Consider the following 20462-nt stretch of genomic DNA (forward strand, 5'->3'; position numbering starts at 1 on the left):
TGCCGCCTCAGGCAGCGAAGATGGCGCCTGAAGAACCGGCGTCATCTCCGTCCTCGCTTTTACCTGCGGCATCGCGCACAACGGCTCTGCCGCCTCAGGCAGCAGAGATTGCGCCATCAGAGCCGACGCAATCCCTGCTAGCGCCTTCGGCTGCATCGCAGTCAACCGCCCCGCACCGCGCCCAATGGGTCGACGCGGTGCTGCGCCTCGGCACAGAAGCCGCCGAGGCATGGCTGCGCATCGTGCGCGTCTATGCCGCCGCACATGGCGAGCTCGGCGGCATGCCGCTGTCGCTTGACTCCCTTGAATCGCTTGCCTCACATCTCGCTGCGATGCCGTGCACGACGGTTCGCCAGTTGGCGGTGAATGGCGGAGATCTCGGGACAAGCCTTGGCATGAAGCCAGGTCCCCGCACAGGCGAGCTGCTGAATGCGCTGTTGCGCGCAGCTGCTCTAGGGGATGTACGGAACGAGCGGGAAGCGCTTCTGACGCTCGCGCAAACTATGGAAGAGGAACGGATGAACAATGGCGAACACCATTCTTGAGCTGCTCGATCAGGAGCAGGGACAATATGTGTCCGGCGAAGCAATCAGCCGAGCGCTGAACGTTAGCCGAACGGCGGTCTGGAAGCAGATTCGCAAGCTGGAAGATCAGGGCTACGTCATTGAAGCATCCCGCAAGCTAGGCTACCGGCTTGTATTCAAGCCGGAGCCTCTATCGTTGGAGAAGCTGAACGAGCTGCTCAAGACGCAGCGGTTCGCACGTGAGATTCGGCTGCTCGATGAAGTCGACACTACGCAGAACGAAGCGCAGCGCTGGGCAATAGCAGGTGCGCCGGAAGGTGCGCTCGTCATTGCGGAGCGGCAGCAGAATGGACGCGGTCGAATGGGACGCTCGTGGGTGTCGCCTTATACGAAGGGCATCTGGATGAGCACCATTCTGCGGCCAAGCACGCCAATCCACTGCGCACCGCAATTGACTCTTCTTACGGCAGTGGCGTTATGCCGAAGTCTGCGCAGAACGACCGAGCTGGAGATTGGCATCAAGTGGCCCAACGATCTGCTCATTGACGGACGGAAGATCAGCGGTATTCTTCTCGAGTCCGCAGCAGAAGACGAACGGATCAAATACATAGTCGCCGGCACAGGCATTAGCGTGAATTTGGATCCATCCGACTACCCGGAGGAGCTGTTTGCTCGAGCGACCTCGCTCTCCATTGCGGCAGGCCGCAAGTTCTCCCGAGAGGTTGTAATCGCTGATTTCATGCTGGAGTGGGAGCAGCTGTATGATCTGTACTTGAAGGAAGGCTTCGGTCCTATCGGCACACTGTGGGAAGCACTCTCCGTATCGCTCCATAAGAACGTTACGATCCAGACACCGCAGGGCGATTTGTCGGGTCGAGCGATCGGTCTGCATGACAGCGGAGCGATTCAGCTTCAATTGGAAAACGGCGATGTCAAGCTTGTATTCTCAGGCGAGATGGGGCAGCCGAAGGAACAATAGAAAGCTTGTTCAAAAAGATACAATATCGTCAAAATAATTGCTCAATGTGTAGTTATAGACACGAAAGCCTATTAAGCTTCTTTGCGGTAGACTGGATGGCCTAAATCTTGCGGCCTAAATTTACGCCATCCTTTTTATTTGCTATAATCGTGGTACGCGAGGCGGTATCCGCTTGGAATTGCACTTGCGACCATGTACGGAGTTTAGCCACGAATTGCCATTAAGAGGTAGTTCAAAAAGTCCGCTTGTGATCACGAAGTAAGTCAGGAAGTAAATTCGACGTCGAAGCTTGCGTTCACCTTCGGAGTCCGGGGATTATGCTTCCGATGCAGGTTTCCGCTGGAAACCTTGTATTATGTAGGGTTAGCCTACACTCCGTTCCTCCTGAAGTTATTTGCGATACTTCAAGTGCTACTACCTGCGAGCAAATAACTGCTTCGAAAGCATAAGCTGTTCAGGTTCTCGCAATCTTCTCGATGCTGACAACCGAACTTTTTGAACACGCACAGTAAGGCAACTGCGCACTCTGCTCTGAGCCGTTAGGGACCGAGACAGAAGGAAGCATTATGTAACATGTTCCTTTATCGTTAGGGACCTTTTTAGCGGCGGCTAAAAGGTTTTTTTGTGTTTATCCTATACTTTAAAGGGGATGAAGCGAATCATGGCACAACCGTTAACGATCACGAAGATGAAGAAAATGAAACAGGATCGCAACAAGATTTCCGTTCTGACCGCTTACGACTTTCCGTCGTCCAAATTGGCAGAGGAAGCGGGAATCGACGTCATCCTTGTCGGCGATTCACTGGGCAATGCCGTACTCGGCTACGATACGACAATTCCGGTGACGCTCGACGATATGGTGTACCATACGCGTGCGGTTCGCAGAGGAGCACCGAATACGTTCGTCGTTGCGGATATGCCATTCATGACTTATCGCATCGGTCGCGAAGCGACGCTTCGGAATGCAGCAAGATTGCTGCAGGAGGGATTAGCGAACGCCGTGAAGATGGAAGGCGGCGCCGATATCGCAGAAGAGGTACAAGCGCTCGTACATGCAGGTGTACCTGTAATGGGACATCTCGGCTTGACACCTCAATCGATCCACCAGATCGGCGGCTATAAAATTCAAGGGAAATTAGAGCAAGAGGCTGAGCAGCTGCTTCGCGACGCGAAGGCGCTTGAAGCTGCCGGTGCATTCTCGATCGTCTTAGAGCTTGTGACAGAGCCGATTGCGGAAGCGATCAGCAAAGAGCTGTCCATTCCGACGATCGGAATCGGCGCCGGACGCGGCTGTGACGGTCAAGTTCTTGTTTTTCATGATATATTGCAATATTCTTCGCCGTATCGCGAGAAGCGTTTCGTGAAGACGTATGCGGATATCGGTACGACGATTCGCAATGCGATCGGCGAATATGTTTCCGAAGTAAAGTCGGGCGCTTTCCCAGAAGAGAAGCATACGTTCCAGCTGGAGCCTGGCACCATCGTATTGCCTCACCTCTACGGTTCAGGCAGCACGCAGGGCAATGAATCGAAGGAACAGGAGAGGAAGCAGACGACATGATTACGATTTGCCGAACCAAACAACAGCTGCGACAAGCGCTGGAAGAACGAAGAAAACAGCAGCCGGGCATAACGACTGGCTTCGTTCCGACGATGGGGTATTTGCACGAAGGCCATGCAAGTCTCATTCGCCGTTCCGTTGCGGAGTGCGATATTACGGTTTTGAGCATTTTTGTAAATCCGCTTCAATTTGGTCCGAATGAAGATTTCGATCGTTATCCACGCGACGAGCAGCGCGATCTTGCGCTCGCAGAGACGAATGGCGCTGATATTGCTTTTCTGCCAACGGTGGAAGAGATGTATCCGTCGAAGCCGCTTACTCGTCTTACGGTTGACGTAGTAACGGATCGACTGTGCGGCGCTTCGCGTCCAGGCCACTTTGATGGCGTAGGCGTAGTCGTGAGCAAGCTGTTCAACCTCGTGCAGCCGCAGCGTGCCTACTTCGGCATGAAGGATGCGCAGCAGGTAGCCGTCATTCGTCGGATGACGGATGATCTCGATATGCCAATCAAGATCGTTCCATGCGATATCGTACGCGAACCTGACGGCTTGGCCCTGAGCTCGCGCAACGTTTATCTAAGCGCGGAGGAACGTTCGCAGGCGCTGGTTCTATCGCAGTCGCTTAGCAAAGCGAAAAGTATCGGCGAGACAGCTTCAATGACGGTGCAAGGCCTGATTGATGAAGTGTCTAATCATATCCGCCGATCTCCGCTGGCAGATATTGATTACGTGGAATTGCTGGCTTATCCGAATTTAACGCCGCTTGCGCCGACGCAGCTGCTAGCTGACATTCATGGCGAACTGCTGCTGGCGGTTGCGGTGAAATTCGGGCGCACACGTCTAATCGACAATCGGATTTTGAGCTTTTCGGAGGTGACAATCGATGTTTAGAACGATGATGAAATCGAAGCTGCACCGCGCGACCGTCACAGAAGCAAATCTTAACTACGTCGGAAGCATTACGATCGACGAGGATTTGATGGACGCAGGCAATCTGTGGGAGAACGAGAAAGTGCAGATCGTGAACAATAACAATGGCGCACGACTGGAGACTTATGTCATCAAAGGGCCTAGAGGCTCTGGCGTGATTTGCTTGAACGGCGCGGCCGCTCGACTGGTTCAGCCTGGAGACAAAGTCATTATTATTTCTTATGCCATGATGACGGAAGAGGAAGCGCGCCGTTACAAACCAACAATTGTTATTCTTGATGAGAATAACGAGCAGCTCCAATCGCTCGACCAGGAGATTCATTCCGTTATATTGTAACCAGCGTTGTGTAAAGGCTGGGTTGCAGTATGAAATGAGCTCCCGTAACAAAGAATGAGCTTAACAACCGGTCAAACAAAAGTGTCAATCACGAGTTGTCCTTATCCATTTACCATCGACCGGTATCGTTCTACACTCATTCTTACGTAAAGGCGGGTGCCGTTATGTTTGCGCATCTGTTCGCGACGATGAACGACAAGTTGGACGAAATTAAGCAGCTGTATCCGCGCGTTTCCGGCGCGAAGCGTGACCACCTCAATAAGCAGCTGGATGTGCTTAAAGCGATGAGCGATTCCATTGTCGAGCATTGGCTGCTGTTCGAGGAGAAGCTGGCTGACTTCTACGATGATTTGAAGATCCAGCCAGCACCATCCGTCGCGCAGCCGACGGCGCCATTTGCCGCAGCGGCTGCTGCTGCATCCAAGGAAGTTCAAGCTTCGCAAGCGGTTGTGCCGTCTGAAGCCGCCAAGGAGCAGGAACAATGGAGCTTTCCGTCCGATACCGCTGTTTTCATTTCGAGAGGGCAAGGGTATTTCAAGCTTCACATGTTCGGTCATGCGGAGGATGAGCTTCATAAGGCAATCAATATATCGCCTGATTGCCAGCTCGCACACCTGTTCATGGCTATGACCCTGATGCATATGCAGCGATGGGTCGATGCGGAGCAGCATTTCCAAATTCTAATATCGCTCACGGACCATGCCAAATGGCGCGCAATCGGTTATAATGCTCTCGGGTGCATTCAAGCGGTGCATATGAATTTGGAGCTTGCAGAGCAATTCTTTCTTAAAGCGCACGAAGCTGATCCAAGCTTTGCTGATTCATTAATTAATTTAAAATGCTGCAAGGAACGAAACGGTTCATTGTCGCTTCGCTTCGGAAGCGCAGAGTTGATTCGCTAGTAGAGTTAGGAGAGGACTTGGAACTTTCGATGAGATTTGCCATACTCGATTTGGAAACGACAGGCCATCAAGCCGACGACGAGATTATTCAAATCGGAATCGTCGTGCTAAACGAGGAGCTGAGCGTAGCAGATACGTTCAGCTCCTTCGTGCGACCAGCTAAAGCGATACCTCCGTTCATTACGGGCCTCACCGGCATTACCGATGAGATGGTGAAGGATGCTCCCGTATTGGAGGATGTAATGCCAGAGGTCGTCAAGCTGCTCGGAGACGCGATTCTTGTGGCGCACAATGTCGGCTTCGACGCCCACTTCCTGAATCGCGAGCTGGATCGCTGCGGGTATAGCCCGTTTACAGGCCGCAGACTTGATACCGTCGATCTGCTGCGCATGTTGTATCCGACACTGCCATCGTATCAGCTGGGAGCAGTATCGGAAGCGTTCGGCATTACGCACGAGCGGGCGCATCAAGCCGACAGCGATGCGGAAGCGACATCGCTGTTGTTCGCTGCATGCATGCACAAGCTGCAGGAGCTGCCGCTGCTTAGTCTGCAGCGGCTAGGGGAACTGTTCAACGGATACGATGATCTGAGCTGGCTCATCCAGTCCACGCTTCAGCAGAAGGAACGTGAGACCTCGATCGATCTGCAGTCCCATGTGTATTTCAACCAGCTGGCAATGAAAACATCGGACTGGGCAGAGCTAAAGCCGGCACGGGAAGACATGGATGAAGAAGCCATTAGCCAAATGACGTTCACGCAGTATATGGATGGTGTTCGTGACCGCTTCCGCGCGATGATGCCGGACTATGAGGAACGTGAAGCACAATCGATTATGTTCGACGAAGTGCATCAAGCGCTTGATAATGAACGCCATCTGCTCATTGAAGCGGGTACAGGTACGGGCAAATCGCTCGGGTATTTGCTGCCTTCGTTATTTTACGGTGTGAAGGAAAATAAGAAGATCGTCGTCAGTACGCATACGATCAACCTGCAGGAGCAGCTGCGGCAGCGCGACATTCCATTGCTGCATGAAGTAGCGCCATTCCCGTTCCGGGCAGCCATCTTCAAGGGGCGCGGCAACTACATCTGTCTGCGCAAATTCGATACGAAACTTCGGATGCGCGAGTACGTATCTCCGAATGAAGATCTGATGACTGCTGCGCAGATGATTATTTGGCTCGGGGAAACGGGTACAGGAGATCAGGAGGAGATGAACTTCGGCAATAAAGGCGCGGAGTTCTGGGAAACCGTTGCGAGCGATGCGGATTCTTGTCTCAACCGGGCTTGCCCTTGGTTCAGACGCTGCTTCTACCACCGAGCGAAACATGAAGCGAACATTGCGGATGTCGTCATTACGAACCATTCGCTTGTCTTTACAGATATTCAAGCAGAGCATCGGCTGCTGCCGGGCTATGAACATCTTGTCGTTGACGAGGCGCATCATTTGGAGGAAGTGGCGAGCAAGCACCTGGGATTGCAATTATCATATTTTTCATTGGTGCATCCGTTTAACCGCTTAGTGAAGGACAGCCGGGGAGGCGGTCTTCTCAGCCAATTGATTGCGCTGCTGCACGGCGAATCGGAGTCTGGCGTACCCGCATGGATTGAGACGCTAGATGAACTGAGCAAATCATTCACCGGCATACGTGAAGATTGGGACAAAATGTTCGAGCACATGTATACGCTGATGGGGGCGACCGGCGGAGCGCCCGCAGCGCAGACCGAAAATGGTCAGTCGGTATTCCGCATTCGTCCGAATGAACATCCTACGGGATGGTCGACGATTACGGATACGGAGAACAATATTTACGCAGACCTGAATAAGGCCGTTCGTACGCTCGAGAAAACGCTCAATGATATTAAGGACAAAATCGACGATACGCCCATTGTCAATCTCGTTACCGACTTGAACGGCGCGGTCAAGGACTTGGCACGGATTCGTGACGATATGCGGGTGTTCGTTCGCGCAGATAAGCGAGATACGGTATACTGGATGGAAGCGACCGCGCAATTCAAGTCCAAATCGCTGCAATTGAACGCAGTGCCCGCTGATGTCAGCGAGCAGCTGAGGACGCATCTCTTCGAAGCGAAGAAAAGCGTCATTCTAACGTCAGCGACTTTGTCGGTGCAGAAGTCGTTCCAATATGCAAGCGAGCAGCTGGGCTTAGATGGTCTCGAAGAAGCTGGCAAGCTGACAACCGTTCAACTGCCGTCTCCATTCAATTACCGTGAGCAGGCGCTTGTCATCATCCCGCGAAATTTCCCGCAGCTCAAGGGCGCTGGCAGTGATCAGAACTTTGTAAGCTTGCTGGTGAAGTCGCTTACCGATTCAGCTGTTCTATTGGGCGGCAGAATGCTGGTGTTATTCACATCCTACCGAATGCTCCGTCAAGTGTATGACCCGCTCAAGGAAGCGCTGGAGCAGCATCAGATTCAAGTGCTCGGGCAAGGGGTCGACAGCAGCAACCGAAGCAAGCTGACACGCAGATTCCGGCAGCAGAGCGCCTCCGTTCTGCTCGGTACGAGCAGCTTCTGGGAAGGCGTCGACATCCCGGGGGATGCACTGACCTGTCTTGCGATCGTGAGGCTTCCGTTCCAACCGCCTAACCACCCGCTTGTGGAGGCGAAGTCGGAGCTGCTGCTGGCACAGAAGCAGAATCCATTCATGAAGCTGTCGATCCCGCAGGCTGTCATCCGATTCAAGCAAGGGTTCGGACGACTCGTACGTTCTGCGAAGGACCGCGGCATTGTACTCATCTATGATACGCGTGTATTGGAAACGTACTACGGCAAATATTTTCTGTACTCGTTACCCGGACCAAAAATCGAGCATATGCACACGGAGCAGATTGTTCCGCGAATGCGCGAGTGGCTGGGCACCGAGCAGGAAGGGGTGCAGTCATGAAGCAGCAGTTGAAAATATCGGAGGCGGTCGTCAGACGGCTTCCGATCTATTTGCAGGTGCTGAATGAGCTGAGCATCCGCGAGGTGCAGACCGTTTCCTCGCAGGAGCTTGGCCAGAAGCTGGATTTAAATCCGGCGCAAATTCGGAAAGATCTTGCTTATTTTGGCGAGTTCGGGCGCAAGGGGATCGGCTATGACGTCAATTATTTGATCGAGAAGATCCGTCAAATTCTGAACCTTGATACAACGCATTATGCGGCGCTGATCGGTGCAGGTAATCTTGGACATGCGCTGTGCAATTATAATACGTACTTGAAGGATAACGTCCAGATTACGGCTGTATTCGATGCGAGCCCCACCAAGATCGGCACGAAGATTAACGGACTTACCGTCCAGCCCATGGATGCGCTGCGGCAGGTGATTCAAGATCAGCATATCCGGATCGGCATCATAACCGTACCGGCAAGCGAAGCTCAGAATGTAGCCAACGAGTTGGTTGCCTCCGGCATTGACGGGATCCTGAACTTCGCACCTGCCATTCTGAAAGTGCCAGAAGACGTTCGCATTCATCATGCGAATTTTACGACGGAGCTGTTGAGCTTGGCTTATTACATTGAAAAAGAGAGGTTAGAGCGCGATGAGTGAATGGCTGATTAAGAACGGCTTGTTCGTCACAATGAACGATGCACAGCCGATAGTTCGCGGATTCCTGCATGTCATCGATGATCGCATCGCATACATAGGGGAGCAGGAACCGCAAGTTTCCGAAGGAACGGAGATTGTAGGCGGCGAAGGACTTGTCTTTATGCCCGGTTTGATCAATACGCACGGCCACACGCCGATGACGCTGCTGCGCGGATTTGCTGACGATATGGTGCTGCAAACATGGCTGCAGGATAAAATCTGGCCGCTCGAAGCGAAGTTTGACGATAACTCCGCGCATTGGGGCTCGGCGCTTGCGCAGTTGGAGATGCTCAAGACGGGGACGACGGCTTTCGTTGATATGTACGACCGTACGCACATCATTGCTGGCGTTGTAGAGCAATCGGGCCTTCGCGGCGTTCTCGCACGCGGCGTTATCGGCTTCGGTTCGCCTGAAGAGCTTGACGCGAAATTCAACGAGGCTTACAACTTCGCACGTGATTGGAACGGCAAGGCCGACGGCCGAATTGCGACGATGCTGTCGCCTCATGCTCCATATACATGCGGACCTGCGTTCATCGAGCGCTTCGTTCAAGCATCGCACGAGCTGAACGTTCCGATTCATACGCATATGTCGGAGACGGCGGCAGAAGTGGAACAGAATGTGCGCGACTATGGCGCTAGACCCGTTGAACATCTCGATAAGCTTGGTGTGTTCGGTCGCCCGACGCTGCTTGCGCATGCGGTGCATCTCAACGATGAAGAAATCGCGCTGCTGGCAGAACGCGGCGTTGCGATCTCGCATAATGCGGCAAGCAACTTGAAGTTAGCAAGCGGTGTTGCACGCGTGCCGGATCTTCTGCGCGCAGGCGTAACCGTTTCGCTTGGCACGGACGGCGCTGCAAGCAACAATAACCTGAGCACGTTCGATGAGATTCGTCTTGCGGGCCTCATTCATAAAGGCGTCTCCGGCGATCCTACCGCTGTACCAGCAATCGAAGCGCTGAAGCTCGGCACGATCTATGGCGCACGCGCAATCTGGCAGGAATCTTCGATCGGCAGCCTGGAAGCGGGCAAGAAAGCGGACATTATCGCGCTTGATCTGAATAAGCCGCATTTCTTCCCGCTGACGGACATTATCTCGCACCTCGTTTATTCCGGTTCAGGCAGCGATGTTGTGCATGTCTGGATCGATGGCAAGCAAACCGTCCGCAAGGGCGAATGCTTGACGCTGGATGAAGAGCGCATCTATCGAGAAGCACAAGCCGCATTCGAAAGGCTGCTGTAATCCATGCGCGCTACGAGAAAGAAACGTGCTCCTTTCATGAATCCGAAGCGGTGGACGGCGCTTTCGCTCGTCCTGCTGCTTGCGGTCATTGCAGGGCTAGGCATGTGGTACAATACGATTTTCAAAGGCATTTGGTCGGCTGAGGCGCAGGCGAAGCAGCAAGCGATTGAGGCAGCCGCTTTGTCCGAAGTGGATAGCACGGAGAAGTACGTATGGGATGAGACGGTATGGGTCGTCGAAGGTAAGACAGCGGACGGACAAGAGCTGTATGTATGGCTTCGCGACAACGGAACCGAGACGATTCCCGCGTCGAATGCCGTCAGCAAGCAGCAAATTCGCAATTCGCTGCTGCAGACCAAGCCGGACGCTGACATTAAGCATATTAAGCCGGGCATTGTAGAAGGCCAGTATGTATGGGAAGCTTTCTACAGCCGCAGCGAAGGCGGACAGCAGAAGTATGAATATGACTTCTACAACTTCGAGAACGGAACGTTTATCAAGACATTGAAGCTGCCAGCCAAGCAATTAACGCAGTAGTTACGGTCGATCGAATACGAATGGTAATGACGCCGCCAGGTTCTCATCTGGCGGCGTTTCCTTTTATTACACCGCTCATTCGTATATCAGTTGTGATATACTCATCGTATAGCAAATGAGGCAAACGAATCATTGATTGATATAGATTGCGAGACTTTAGGATGAGTTGATCGATGATAAATTTACTTATATAGGAGGTCATACGATGCGAATTCGATTGATTCCTGCACTCGTGTCGGTTGCAGTCGGTGTCGGCTTGTTGTTCGGTGGCTGGTATACGTATGATCAATTCGCGGTCAAAGGACCGCTTGAGAAGGCGATAAGCAAGCTGCCTGATGTCGTGGAATCGACATCGAGTTTCAATAACGGTGCTGCTAACGTTTCGCTTACGCTGGATGAAGGCGCGAATTTGCGTACCGTATATGATCAATTGCTGACCGATGGCGCTTCCGTATTGAAGGGACGCGAGCTGAAGCTTGATGTTACAGGCGCCGTGAGCAGCGATGAATTGGACAAGCTGTGGTCGACGGTTTTGTTTGATGTCGCGCAAGCCATGGAAACGAAGACTTATTCGCAAATTCCGGCTGCGCTGGATAAGTTGGCGGCAGAGCATGCGGGTCTGACTGTCGATACAGAGATGGACGATGCAAACGTATATGTAACACTTCACAAAGGTGAGGCTTTCAAATACATCATCCTGCCGCGTACGCCGGCAACCATGGAGGTGTGGAACAATGCTTCGCAAATATAAACTTGAGATAGGGATCGGCGCCGCTGTGTCCCTCATTGTGTTCCTGTTGTACATCGGCGTGAACTTGCTGCCGTTTGCTATAGTGGGCGGGATCGTGTTCGGACTCGCCTATGCTGCGAAGCTTAAGGGCCAGGGGCCGCTTGCGGCTTCCTCGCGCGGCACACAGGCGAAGAAGACATTGCCGACTCAAGTCTTGACGTTCGAACAAATCGGTGGACAGGAGCGGGCGAAACGCGAGCTTATTGAGGCACTCGATTTTCTCGTGAAGAAGGAAGAAATCGCACGTCTTGGTATTCGTCCGCTCAAAGGCATTCTGTTGACAGGCCCTCCAGGCACAGGCAAGACGCTGCTTGCGAAAGCGGCGGCGCAGTATACGGATTCGGTATTCATGGCTGCGTCGGGTTCTGAATTCGTCGAGATGTATGTCGGCGTCGGCGCAAGTCGTATCCGCGATTTGTTCTCAGAGGCACGGAAGAAGGCTGCTAAGCAAGGGAAATCTGCTGCTGTTATTTTTATCGATGAGATTGATGTTATCGGCGGCAAGCGGGACGGCGGTCAGCAGCGCGAGTATGACCAGACGCTTAACCAGCTGCTGACGGAGATGGATGGCATTCATACGTCCGAGACGCCTCGCATTCTCATTATGGCAGCAACGAACCGCAAGGAAATGCTTGATCCGGCGCTGCTCCGTCCAGGACGTTTCGACCGCCATATCGGAGTCGATCTGCCTGATGTGAAGGGCAGACTGCATATTTTGCAAATTCATGCAAAAAATAAACCGTTGGAATCCGTCGAGCTGCTCGATCGCACGGCGGCAGAAACGTTCGGCTTCTCCGGCGCGCAGCTGGAGAGCGTGATGAATGAAGCGGCGATCTATGCGATGCGCGAGAGCTCCGAGGTCATTGGCCGCTCGCATCTGACGTCGGCGATCGATAAAGTCATGATGGGCGAGAAAACGGACCGTGAGACGACAGATGAGGAACGTGTGCGTGTAGCACGACATGAGCTGGGCCATGCGATCGTTGCAGAGCTTGTGGCTCCCGGCAGCGTGGCGAACGTAACGCTCTCTCCACGTGGTCAAGCGCTCGGTTATGTGCGTCATCAGCCGCAGCGTGAGCGTTACCTCTATACGAAGGACTATCTCGAAGGTCAGATTCGTATCGCATTAGGTGGTGCGGCAGCCGAAGAGATTTTCTACGGCAATCGCAGTACCGGTTCCAAAGGCGACTTCGATCAAGCGATCAATATGGTGCGTACGATGGCGGAGTGCGGCCTTACCGAGCTTGGCATTATCGATCCGGGCATGCTGACGCCAGAGAAGCTGTCAACGCTCGCTTCGGGTATGCTGGATGATTTGCTGCAGCAAACGAAGTCGATGCTGCAAGAGCAGCTTCATGCGTTCGAATATGCACTCGATATTCTCGTTCGTGAAGAAGTGGTGGATGGCAGCCGATTCCGCGATTTGCTTCGCGAATCTGTCCCAGCCGCAGCCGTTTGAACAAGTATGACAAAATGAAGGCAGACAATCCGTCTGCCTTCTTATTTGTATAAAATAAAGTTATAATGAAGGTACATAGAGATAGATCTGTACTTATAGGGCAAGTGGTATTACGAGCGAGAAACAGGCACTCATTGCGGACTAGTACAGCAGTTGGAGCGGAGGAGACACAGATGACAGTACGTAAAGCAGGCGTAATCGGAATTGGTACGATGGGACAGGGCATTGCGGAGATGCTCGCATTTAAAGGATTGGATGTCTATCTCGTCGATCAATCGGAGGACAAGCTGGCGGCAGCCATCGCACAGATTGAACTAAGCTTGGATAAACAGATTGAGAAGTGGGCGCTTACGCAGGCAGAGAAGAAGCAGGTGCTGAACCGCTTGCATCCGATGAAAGGCATCGATGAGCTTGCTGGTTGCGAATTCGTGATCGAGACGATCACGGAAGAGCTGGAAGCGAAGAAAGCGATCTTCGAGGAGCTTGACCGGGTATGCGGACCTGAAGTGATTCTCGCCAGCAATACGTCCACATTAAGCTTGACCGAGCTTGCAAGCGTTACGGCTCGTCCGGAACGTGTTATCGGTATGCATTTTGTCTATCCGGTTACAAAAAATGACCTTGTCGAAATCGTGCGCGGCTTGCAGACGTCGGATGCTACATTCGAGCGAACGAAACAGTTTATCGAAGTGGTAACGAATAAGAAAGGCGTCATGGTGTTCGAATCGCCTGGCTTCGTTACGACGCGTCTTATTTGTCTGTTCATCAATGAAGCGCTGCATGTGCTGGAAGAAGGCGTTGCTTCGGTTGAAGATATCGACAGTGCCATGCGTATCGGTTATTCGTTCCAATATGGTCCATTCGAAATGGCGGACCGTTTCGGCCTTGATTCTGTACTCGCTGCGCTGGAGCGTATGTTCCGCGAATATGGCGAGCTCAAATACCGCCCATCGATCGTGCTTAAGAAGATGGTTCGCGCTGGCCACCTAGGCGTCAAAACAGGCATTGGTTTCTTCAAATACGATAAGGACGGCGATCGGACATGAAAGTACTCGTCATCAATGCAGGAAGCTCGTCGCTGAAGTATCAGTTGTATGATATGACCGATGAATCCGTGCTCGCCAGTGGGCGTGTGGAGCGGATCGGGATGGATTCCTCGATCGTAACGCATGAGCCTGCCGACAAGCCGGAGGTGAAAAGCGTAATTGAAATACTAGAGCATACGACGGCAGTCCGTCGTGTGCTTGATCTGCTGACAGATGCCAAGCATGGCGTCATCAGCCGCATCGATGAGATTCACGCCGTCGGCCATCGCGTCGTCCATGGCGGTGAATCGTTTAAGCAGTCTGCTCTTGTGACGAGCGATGTGAAAGGCGAAATTCGCAAGTTGTTCGATCTTGCTCCGCTGCATAATCCGGCGCACATGATGGGGATTCTGGCTGTGGAGGAGAATCTGCCAGAGGTTCCGCAGGTGGTCGTCTTCGACACTGCATTCCATCAGACGATGCCGCAGCAGTCGTATCTATATGCGATCCCGATGGTGCTGTACCGCCGTCACAAAGTGCGCCGTTATGGCTTCCACGGTACTTCGCACGCATATGTCAGCGCGCAGGCGGCTGAGTTTCTGAACAAACCGCTGAATACACTCAGCATGGTATCCTGCCATATCGGCAACGGAGCAAGCTGCACAGCGATTAAGGACGGCAAGTCGTTCGATACGAGCATGGGGATGACGCCGCTCGAAGGTCTGATGATGGGTACACGCAGCGGCGACTTGGATCCGGCGGTTGTTCCTTACGTGATGAACAAGGAGGATCTAAGCGTCAGCGAAGTGAACTCGATGCTTAACAAACATAGCGGATTGCAGGCAATCAGCGGACTGTCGAGCGACATGCGTGAGATTACGGATGCGATGAACGATGGCGACAAGAACGCCAAGCTCGCTTTTGACATGTACACGTACCGAATTCGCAAATATATCGGCGCGTATGCTGCAGCGATGAATGGATTGGATACGATTATTTTCACAGCTGGCGTAGGGGAAAATTCGGTTGTGCTGCGGAAAGCGGTGTGCGAGGGGCTGACGTTCCTCGGCGTAGAGCTTGATGAGGAGCGCAACAGCGAGCGCAGCAAGGTCACGCGCCGTATCTCGACAGATAACTCTCGTATTACGGTTCTTGTTGTCCCGACGAACGAGGAACTTCTGATCGCTAGAGATACATATGCAATTATTCGCGAGTCATCCGATTATAATTAAGCGATAACGCGGTAAATATAGGAAGTAGATCATTGCTAGAATGACTATTAAGTTCGAGGAAGAGGGCGGTTGTATGCAAACGAGCAGCTTGACGACGATTCGGGATGTGGCAGGCAAAGTCGGCGAGACGGTTGTGATCGGCAGCTGGCTGCAGGGCAAACGATCCAGCGGCAAAATCCAGTTTCTGAAGCTTCGCGATGGTTCCGGTTTCATCCAAGGGGTGCTCGCGAAGAGCGAAGTGGATGAAGAGACCTGGACGGCAGCGCAGAAGCTGACACAAGAGAGTTCGCTCTATGTGACAGGGATCGTGCGCGAGGAACCGCGCAGTCCGTCTGGCTACGAGCTGACGGTGACAGGCATCGAGACGATTCAGGTTACGGAAGACTATCCGATCACGCCGAAGGAGCACGGCATCGACTTCCTGATGGATCGCCGTCATCTATGGCTTCGTTCGCCGAAGCAGCGTGCGATCATGGTCGTACGCGCGCAGATCATTCGCGCCATCCAACAGTTTTTCGATGAGCGCGGCTTTACGCTCGTTGACCCGCCGGTGCTCACGCCGTCCTCTTGCGAAGGAACGACGAATCTGTTCCATACCAAATATTTTGATGAAGATGCTTATCTGACGCAGAGCGGTCAGCTGTATATGGAAGCGGCAGCGATGGCGCTTGGCAAAGTATACTCGTTCGGTCCGACGTTCCGCGCCGAGAAATCGAAGACGCGCCGCCACCTTATTGAGTTCTGGATGATCGAGCCGGAGATGGCATTCGTCGATCATGAGCAGAATCTGCAGGTGCAGGAGCAGTTCATTTCGTTCGTGGTGCAGTCCGTTGTTGCGAACTGTCGTACAGAGCTTGAGACCATTGGGCGCGATGTATCGAAGTTGGAGCAGGTGCAGGCGCCATTCCCGCGTATCACGTATGACGATGCGATTGAGCTGCTGCATAAAGAAGGATTCGATCTGCCTTGGGGCGAAGATTTTGGTGCACCACACGAGACGGCTATCGCCGAGAAATTCGATCGCCCAGTGTTTATTACCCATTATCCGGCGTCGTTTAAGGCATTCTATATGAAGCCGGATCCTACGCGGCCGGAAGTGGTGCTGTGCGCTGACATGATTGCACCGGAAGGCTATGGCGAGATTATTGGCGGTTCTCAACGGATTGATGACCCTGAGCTGATGGCCCAACGTTTCCAAGAGCACGAGCTGTCCGAGGAAGCGTACGCTTGGTATATGGATTTGCGTCGTTATGGCACCGTGCCTCATTCGGGCTTCGGGCTTGGCCTCGAGCGGACGGTCGCATGGATTTGCGGATTGGAGCATGTCAGGGAGACGATTGCGTTTCCGCGTACGCTTTACCGTCTGTATCCTTAGCATTAACATTGTAATAGCGCTTCTGGGGAGGGACACGGTTGAAAGACGAGATTTGGAAAGCTTATGCAAGAGGATTAAGCGATGCAATGAGCGGCGGAGGGGTATTTATCCCCTCCGTTTTGCTCCGCACTTATCGTGTGCTTGGGTTAGAGGAAGCCGATGTGCTGCTGCTGTTTCAGCTGATGGCGTATCGCGATGCGGAAGGGATCGGATTCCCGACGCCGGAGCAGCTGGCTGAGCGAATGGGCAAGCCGGTTACGGAAGTGGTTTATTCTCTCCGCAAATTAATGAAAGAGGGAATGCTGACGATCGAAGAAGATGCCGATCCGATGACGGGCATCCGCTCCGAGCGGTACGATTGGACAAGCTGGCTGCTTCGCGCGGGTCAGCAGGCTGCGGCAATGAAGCGAGAAGCAGGCGCCGCAGCATCTTTGGCGAACCGTCAAGCGGCAACGTCTTCTGCGCCGGCTGCTGATGGCGGGACTGTCGAGCCTTCCGGGGACAACCTGTTCAGTGTGTTCGAGCAAGAGTTCGGCCGTCCTCTGTCGCCGATGGAATGCGAGACGATCGCGGCTTGGCTCGATCAAGACCGGTATTCCGACGATATTATTCGTTTTGCGCTGAAGGAAGCAGTGTTCGCAGGCAAGCTGCATTTCCGCTATATCGATCGTATCCTGCTCGAGTGGAGCCGTAACCGGGTAACGAATGCAGATGAAGCTCGCGCGCATTCACAGAAGTTCAGAGGCGGACGCTCCTAGCGCAGTCAGAACTTTCAATTGCATCTGACGGTCATTTGTATTACGATTAGATTATAATTATTATAAAAGTAAACCTTTTCATTCGGAGTTGAGAAGGTGGAAAGGGTGTGTCGGTATGCTGGCAATTGAAGCAGAAATCGAAAAAATTAATCGGCAGATGACCGCCAAGGGCTATAAGCTTACGGTTCAACGTGAAATTACACTGCGCGTCCTGCTTGAGAACGAACAGGATCATTTGAGCGCAGAGGAAGTATTTATGCTCGTTAAGGCCCGGTATCCGGAGATTGGTCTTGCTACCGTCTATCGGACGTTGGAGCTGTTGACGGAACTTCATATTGTGGAGAAAATGAACTTCGGGGACGGCAGCGCTCGGTTTGACCTGCGCAGTGAAGATCATGAACATATGCATCACCATTTGATCTGCCATACGTGCGGTGCGCTTAAGGAGATCAAGGACGACTGGCTGCTGGAGCTTGAAGAGCGGCTGCAGCGTGAATATGGGTTCCGTGTAACGGACCATCGGCTTGATTTCACCGGCCACTTCCGTCACTGCCGGAACAAGGAGTGCAAGCGTCAGAAGGCGGTATCGGCTTCGGCGTAAATTTACTTATTCTCTTATACAAGCAACGACCTGATCCATCTTACGATGGAACAGGTCGTTTTTTATGTTATCAAGAAACAATGATAAACCCGTAACAAGAAGGGCACGGATATCGCGGCTGAAATTTACGTCTGGATAATCGATCCGTAAATCTGCGAATCGCCGACCAGCAGCATCCATAGGCTCATGGACTTCAACCGAAATAACCCTGCCCAAATGTTTCTCCATCGCAGCCTTCTTCGCTTCAGGAAGCTCGATCCAGCCGTCAACCGTCAGGCCGACAGTAATTCCTTGCGCCTTCTTAGCAATATCAGCCTTATCGTCGTAGCAGCGATAAGTTGCGATGCAGTATTCGTTTATTTCAATGCGCTCCGCTCAATGTCGGCGCCCAGCTCGCCAGCACGTTCGGCAGCACGAGCGACAGCACGTTCAACGCCGGTCGAGAACTGATGCGCGTCCAACGTTTCAAGCGCGGCTTGTGTCGTGCCATTCGGCGACGTCACTTTGCGGCGAAGATCAGCAGGCTGCTCGCCCGTAATACGTACCATCTCGGCAGCGCCTAACACCGTCTGTACGGTCAGCTCACGTGCAGCCTCGGCCGTCAGACCAAGCTTAACGCCTCCTGCAATCATCGACTCCATCATGTAATAGATGTAGGCAGGACCGCTGCCGGACACGCCGGTTACGACATCAAGAAGCGGTTCGTCCACGACTGCTGTCAGGCCAACCGCTTGGAACATCGCTTCGGACATCGTGCGCTGCTCTTGCGTGACCGATTCCGAATAGCTGATGCCGGTTGCGCCAAGACCAATCGTGCTGGATGTATTCGGCATCGTGCGTACGATCGCCATAGGGCGGCCAAGCAGCTGTTCAATTGTGCGGATGGAGAGACCTGCGATCACACTGACGATCAGTTGGTTAGGGGAGAGGACGTCGCGGAGCTGCTCCAGCACACCAGCAGCATCCTTCGGCTTAGGGGCGAGGAAAATAATGTCCGCGTTTCGCACCATGTCGAGCTTCGCAGCATCATCACCTGCTGTAACGACGCCATAACGTTCATTAAGCTCCGTCAGGCGCTCGGCATTGCTCCGATTCAACATTCCGATATTCGAAGGAGCCGTCAGTTCTTGACCGATCAGGCCTCGAACGATCGCCTCCGCCATTGAGCCTGCACCATAGAAGCACAGCCGCATCGATCCGAGCGCTGTTGGGGTGGAAGATGTATTCATTGTAATGATGCCTCCCTCTTAGTCATTATCAATTGATAGCTCTTTTCTTTATCTTGTACCAAATACAACGGATCAACCTGTATGACGATACAAGGTCGAATCCGTTGCACAATTGCAATCAATTAGCCGCGTACCTGTCCATTGCCGCGAATCGTATACTTGGTCGAAGTGAGGGCAGGCAGGCCCATAGGTCCGCGCGCATGCAGCTTCTGCGTGCTAATGCCGATTTCGGCGCCGAAGCCGAATTCGAATCCATCCGTGAAGCGGGTGGACACATTGTGATAGACAGCTGCAGCATCGATATCTTGCAGGAACTGTTCCGCGTTGTTGGTGTTCTCTGTAACGATGCATTCCGAGTGCATCGTACCGTAACGAGCGATGTGCGCCAGCGCTTCGTCGAGGCTGTCGACAATACGCACGTTTAGGATATAGTCGTTGTACTCCGTTGCATAATCCTGCTCGGTTACAGCCTTCGCGTCAGCGATCAACTGACGTGTCCGTTCGCAGCCGCGAAGCTCGACATTGGCAGCTTTCAACGCATCCGTCAGCACCGACAGACTATGCGATGCGAAGCTGCTGTGCACGAGCAGCGTCTCCATCGAGTTGCATACCGACGGACGCTGTGCCTTCGCATTGACTGCGATGCGTGCAGCCATCTCGGCATTAGCCGACTCATCAACGAAGGTGTGACAGATGCCTGCGCCAGTCTCGATAACAGGGACGGTCGCGTTTTGCACGACGTTCTGAATGAGCGATGCGCCGCCGCGTGGAATGACAACGTCCAGGAGACCGTTCAGCTTCAGCATTTCGTCAACAGAGGAGCGTCTCGAATCTTCGATCATTTGGAGTGCTTCAACAGGCATCGCTGTCCGTGAAATTGCTTCGCGAAGCACTTCCACGATTCTGCGGTTCGAATCAAGCGCCGCGGAACCGCCGCGCAGAACGACTGCGTTGCCGGTCTTCAGGCAGAGGCCTGCCGCATCGACCGTTACGTTCGGACGCGCTTCATAGATCATGCCGATTACGCCAAGCGGTACGCGGCGCTTCTCGATGTGCATGCCGTTAGGACGGTCGAATGTCTCGAGCAGATCGCCGACTGGGTCTGGCAGCTCTACGATTTGTCGTAGTCCTTCCGCGATCGCTTCAATACGGGAGCTGTTCAGTGCAAGTCGGTCCAGCAGCGATTCGCTTGTGCCATTCTCGCGTCCGCGCTGCAGATCGCGCGCATTCGCTTCCATAATCGACGCTTGCTCGTTCAGCAGCGCGTCTGCCATTGCTAGCAGCGCTTCGTTCTTCTCAGCCGTCGTCAGACGATTCATGCCCGATGCTGCGCCTTTGGCGAGCTGCGCCTTCGAGCGTACTTCGCTTATCGTGTTCACTTCACTCATG

The 20462-nt window shown here is 53.2% G+C and carries 19 protein-coding genes and 1 pseudogene; 17 read left to right on the forward strand and 3 right to left on the reverse strand.

What is annotated here, in order from left to right; translation table 11 throughout:
• The 17 genes from SBI19_RS27220 to fur form a co-directional block, all read left to right on the forward strand.
• Positions 1 to 545: HD domain-containing protein (locus SBI19_RS27220; protein ID WP_483312343.1), on the forward strand; the 545-nt coding region annotated here is incomplete at its 5' end.
• On the forward strand, positions 526 to 1503 hold the full coding sequence (locus SBI19_RS27225) for a biotin--[acetyl-CoA-carboxylase] ligase (RefSeq protein WP_317972674.1): 978 nt from the start codon (positions 526 to 528) through the stop codon (positions 1501 to 1503). The genes SBI19_RS27220 and SBI19_RS27225, both read left to right, overlap by 20 nt.
• Positions 1504 to 2164: 661 nt before the next feature.
• Complete coding sequence (gene panB, locus SBI19_RS27230; protein WP_317972675.1) at positions 2165 to 3064, forward strand: 3-methyl-2-oxobutanoate hydroxymethyltransferase; 900 nt, start codon at positions 2165 to 2167, stop codon at positions 3062 to 3064.
• Positions 3064 to 3954 (forward strand): pantoate--beta-alanine ligase, encoded by an 891-nt coding sequence (gene panC, locus SBI19_RS27235; RefSeq protein WP_483312344.1) that lies wholly within the window; start codon positions 3064 to 3066, stop codon positions 3952 to 3954. The genes panB and panC overlap by 1 nt, the downstream gene beginning before the upstream one ends.
• On the forward strand, positions 3947 to 4330 hold the full coding sequence (gene panD, locus SBI19_RS27240; RefSeq protein ID WP_191203128.1) for an aspartate 1-decarboxylase: 384 nt from the start codon (positions 3947 to 3949) through the stop codon (positions 4328 to 4330). The genes panC and panD overlap by 8 nt, the downstream gene beginning before the upstream one ends.
• A gap of 164 nt (positions 4331 to 4494) precedes the next feature.
• Positions 4495 to 5232: a hypothetical protein gene (locus SBI19_RS27245; RefSeq protein WP_317972677.1), complete on the forward strand. Its 738-nt coding sequence runs from the start codon at positions 4495 to 4497 to the stop codon at positions 5230 to 5232.
• 29 nt (positions 5233 to 5261) lie between these two features.
• Positions 5262 to 8138, forward strand: coding sequence for an ATP-dependent DNA helicase DinG (gene dinG, locus SBI19_RS27250; protein WP_317972678.1), 2877 nt, complete (start codon positions 5262 to 5264; stop codon positions 8136 to 8138).
• Positions 8135 to 8782, forward strand: coding sequence for a redox-sensing transcriptional repressor Rex (locus SBI19_RS27255; RefSeq protein WP_317972679.1), 648 nt, complete (start codon positions 8135 to 8137; stop codon positions 8780 to 8782). Before dinG ends, SBI19_RS27255 begins: the two co-directional genes overlap by 4 nt.
• Complete coding sequence (locus SBI19_RS27260) at positions 8775 to 10067, forward strand: amidohydrolase (protein ID WP_317972680.1); 1293 nt, start codon at positions 8775 to 8777, stop codon at positions 10065 to 10067. Before SBI19_RS27255 ends, SBI19_RS27260 begins: the two co-directional genes overlap by 8 nt.
• Before the next feature lie 3 nt (positions 10068 to 10070).
• Positions 10071 to 10604: a cell wall elongation regulator TseB-like domain-containing protein gene (locus SBI19_RS27265; protein WP_317972681.1), complete on the forward strand. Its 534-nt coding sequence runs from the start codon at positions 10071 to 10073 to the stop codon at positions 10602 to 10604.
• A 205-nt stretch (positions 10605 to 10809) separates the two neighbouring features.
• Positions 10810 to 11355 (forward strand): hypothetical protein, encoded by a 546-nt coding sequence (locus SBI19_RS27270; protein WP_317972682.1) that lies wholly within the window; start codon positions 10810 to 10812, stop codon positions 11353 to 11355.
• Complete coding sequence (locus tag SBI19_RS27275; protein WP_317972683.1) at positions 11339 to 12853, forward strand: AAA family ATPase; 1515 nt, start codon at positions 11339 to 11341, stop codon at positions 12851 to 12853. Before SBI19_RS27270 ends, SBI19_RS27275 begins: the two co-directional genes overlap by 17 nt.
• Positions 12854 to 13026: 173 nt before the next feature.
• A complete protein-coding gene (locus SBI19_RS27280; protein WP_317972684.1) occupies positions 13027 to 13899 on the forward strand; it encodes a 3-hydroxyacyl-CoA dehydrogenase family protein in 873 nt (290 codons plus the stop codon).
• Entirely contained in the window at positions 13896 to 15110 is a 1215-nt protein-coding gene (locus SBI19_RS27285) for an acetate/propionate family kinase (RefSeq protein WP_317972685.1), read from the forward strand. The genes SBI19_RS27280 and SBI19_RS27285 overlap by 4 nt, the downstream gene beginning before the upstream one ends.
• A gap of 73 nt (positions 15111 to 15183) precedes the next feature.
• Complete coding sequence (gene asnS, locus SBI19_RS27290) at positions 15184 to 16485, forward strand: asparagine--tRNA ligase (RefSeq protein WP_317972686.1); 1302 nt, start codon at positions 15184 to 15186, stop codon at positions 16483 to 16485.
• Between the two features lie 38 nt (positions 16486 to 16523).
• On the forward strand, positions 16524 to 17243 hold the full coding sequence (locus SBI19_RS27295; RefSeq protein WP_317972687.1) for a DnaD domain-containing protein: 720 nt from the start codon (positions 16524 to 16526) through the stop codon (positions 17241 to 17243).
• A gap of 115 nt (positions 17244 to 17358) precedes the next feature.
• Entirely contained in the window at positions 17359 to 17844 is a 486-nt protein-coding gene (gene fur, locus SBI19_RS27300; protein WP_317972688.1) for a ferric iron uptake transcriptional regulator, read from the forward strand.
• Positions 17845 to 17934: 90 nt separating this feature from the next.
• On the opposite strand, the pseudogene mtnW reads toward fur, so the two are convergent.
• The 3 genes and pseudogenes from mtnW to SBI19_RS27315 all read right to left on the reverse strand — a co-directional run.
• Positions 17935 to 18204, reverse strand: a pseudogene (gene mtnW / locus SBI19_RS27305) (2,3-diketo-5-methylthiopentyl-1-phosphate enolase); the annotation flags it as partial.
• Positions 18201 to 19073, reverse strand: a complete 873-nt coding sequence (gene proC, locus SBI19_RS27310) for a pyrroline-5-carboxylate reductase (protein ID WP_317972689.1) — start codon at positions 19071 to 19073, stop codon at positions 18201 to 18203. The gene proC and the pseudogene mtnW, both read right to left, overlap by 4 nt.
• A 122-nt stretch (positions 19074 to 19195) precedes the next feature.
• Positions 19196 to 20443: a glutamate-5-semialdehyde dehydrogenase gene (locus SBI19_RS27315; RefSeq protein ID WP_483312345.1), complete on the reverse strand. Its 1248-nt coding sequence runs from the start codon at positions 20441 to 20443 to the stop codon at positions 19196 to 19198.
• Positions 20444 to 20462 lie beyond the last annotated feature (19 nt).

The organism is Paenibacillus sp. CCS19 (genome assembly GCF_033239625.1).
Classification (GTDB): domain Bacteria; phylum Bacillota; class Bacilli; order Paenibacillales; family Paenibacillaceae; genus Paenibacillus_T.